Raw genomic sequence first — 2029 nt, 5'->3', positions numbered from 1 at the left:
CTGAAACGCCTCGGCAAAGCTCAACTGACCCGTCCGCTTCAACGCCATTCCAACCTCACTGCGCCAACCACAAGCAGGGAATCACACCTCGCCCATTTCGCAAAGGTCCCGCGTCGGGGGAGAAGGGACAATAATCGGGGCGGCGCGGCTACTCGGGGCTTGCCGGTGCGAGTAGCTGAACTGGGGCGTTTATGGCCCCCTCTCCCCGCGTCGGGGCAAACGGACGGCGTGAGGCGGGGGGCGCCGCCAAGTCCGTTCCGCTGACAGATCCGCCGCCGGGGAGCGACTTGGGGGGAAACCGGAATCAGTCGGTTGCGAATAGTCAGATACCCGCTAAACGCGCAAAACCCGCCAACACCCTTCATCTTGACGCGTCCCCGCGCATATGCGGAGATGCGGATGGGGTGTCAGAGCCCCGATAGACAAAGCCCCAGTGCTCCCGGTCCTGGCTTGGGCCGGCACGGGGAACGTGTTAAAAGCCTCGACCGCACACGGCTTGCCGTGTTCGTGGAACGATAGCTCGTGGCCCATCACGGTTGGGGCCGGGAGCCGGCGGTGCATGTCCAGGGCTTATTGCCTAAAGTCCGCCGGACCTTTTTTGGCTTTGTCTTCAAGGTTCTGACCTCCCGGCCGCCGCGTGGGTTGCGCGGCGGCTGCTCGTTTCCGGACGTTTGGGAGGACAGCCGTGTTGCCTGCGCCGCGTGTGTTCGCGCTTTTGCTCGCCGTTGTGTTCTGCATGCCCGTCGCATCCGCCTCGCCGCGCGGTTCCGGGCAGGCGCTGGAGGCGGCGATGGTGGAGGTGCTGCGCGAGCACGGCTTCGACGTGCACGACCTGGGCAACCCCGGCAGCATCGAGATCGGCGACAACCCCTCCCCGCGCCGGGCGTGGCGGCACGTCGGCTACACCACGATTTACGGGCATAGCGGCAGCATCGATTTCGTGCTCGATGCGCCGGCCTTCGGCAAGCCGGTGTGGGTGGAGGCGATGCGCCAGCAGACGCGGGGCTCCTTGGACGAGCGGTTGCCCTATCTGCTGTCGAACGCGCGGCTGGCGTTTCCGGACGTGCATGTCCTTCTCGTCCTGGAAGGCCCTGGCTGGCGCCCCGGCGCGCTCGCCTGGGCGCTGCGCCGGGCGGCGGAGATCGACGACAAGCAGGTGGAGGTGATGGGGTTGGAGATGTTCCGGCACTGGCTGACACGGCGGTTGGCCGGGGGGTGAGGTCGGTGGGGGGCGCGGCCACCCCCTCATCCTGTCCTTCTCCCCCGACGCGGGGGAGAAGGGACGATAATCGAGGGGGAGACGGCTACTCGTCGATTGCGGTGCAGAGTAGCTGTGCAGGGGCGTTTATCGCGCCCTCTCCCCCGCGTCGGGGGAGAGGGACGGGATGAGGGGGATCACGCCTGTCGCCGCTCGTGGATGACCGCCAGAATCCGATCCATGACGCCCTCGATGTTCTCCAGCACTTCATTGTTCCAGAACCGCAGCACCGTGTAGCCATGCCGCGCCAGGGCAGCCGTACGCACGTTATCGTGTCCTGCCCGCAGGGCATGCTGCCCGCCATCCACCTCGATGGCCAGCCCAAGCTCCGGGCAGGCGAAATCGAGGATATACCGGCCGACGGGATGCTGCCGGCGGAACTTGACACCGCCAAGCTGGCGCATTCGCAAGGCCCGCCAGAGACGGGCCTCCGTCTTCGTCTGCTGCCGGCGCAGATGTCGCGCGCGTGCCGTTCCCTGCATTTCGACAGCATACACGCACGTGCGGTTGGTGTGCCACGGTTTGCTGTGGGGACTACCCCCTCATCCTGTCCTTCTCCCCCGACGCGGGGGAGAAGGGACGATAATCGAGGGGGGAGGGCTACCAACGCCGTATGTGGGCGAGTAATTGTGCAGGTGCGTTTATCGCGCCCTCTCCCCCGCGTCGGGACCTTTGCGAAATGGGCGAGGTGTGATTCCCTGCTTGTGGTTGGCGCAGTGAGGTTGGAATGGCGTTGAAGCGGACGGGTCAGTTGAGCTTTGCCGAGGCGTT

At 65.9% G+C, this 2029-nt stretch carries 2 protein-coding genes; one reads left to right on the top strand and one right to left on the bottom strand.

Going from position 1 to position 2029, the window contains the following annotated elements:
• Nucleotides 1-685 precede the first annotated feature (685 nt).
• Nucleotides 686-1219, top strand: a complete 534-nt coding sequence (locus DRB17_RS19755; protein WP_147274980.1) for a PD-(D/E)XK nuclease superfamily protein — start codon at nucleotides 686-688, stop codon at nucleotides 1217-1219.
• A gap of 176 nt (nucleotides 1220-1395) precedes the next feature.
• Here the strand turns inward: DRB17_RS19755 and DRB17_RS19750 are convergent, their stop codons facing one another.
• On the bottom strand, nucleotides 1396-1740 hold the full coding sequence (locus tag DRB17_RS19750; protein ID WP_193725758.1) for an endonuclease domain-containing protein: 345 nt from the start codon (nucleotides 1738-1740) through the stop codon (nucleotides 1396-1398).
• Nucleotides 1741-2029 lie beyond the last annotated feature (289 nt).

The organism is Ferruginivarius sediminum, from assembly GCF_003344765.1.
Taxonomy (GTDB): Bacteria; Pseudomonadota; Alphaproteobacteria; order Kiloniellales; family Rhodovibrionaceae; genus Ferruginivarius; species Ferruginivarius sediminum.
This window is presented reverse-complemented; position numbering and strand designations above follow the sequence as displayed.

Bases quoted from the DNA above. Each gene is read 5' to 3' on its own strand.
- DRB17_RS19750 (WP_193725758.1), bottom strand. From the start codon at position 1,740: ATGCAGGGAACGGCACGCGCGCGACATCTGCGCCGGCAGCAGACGAAG.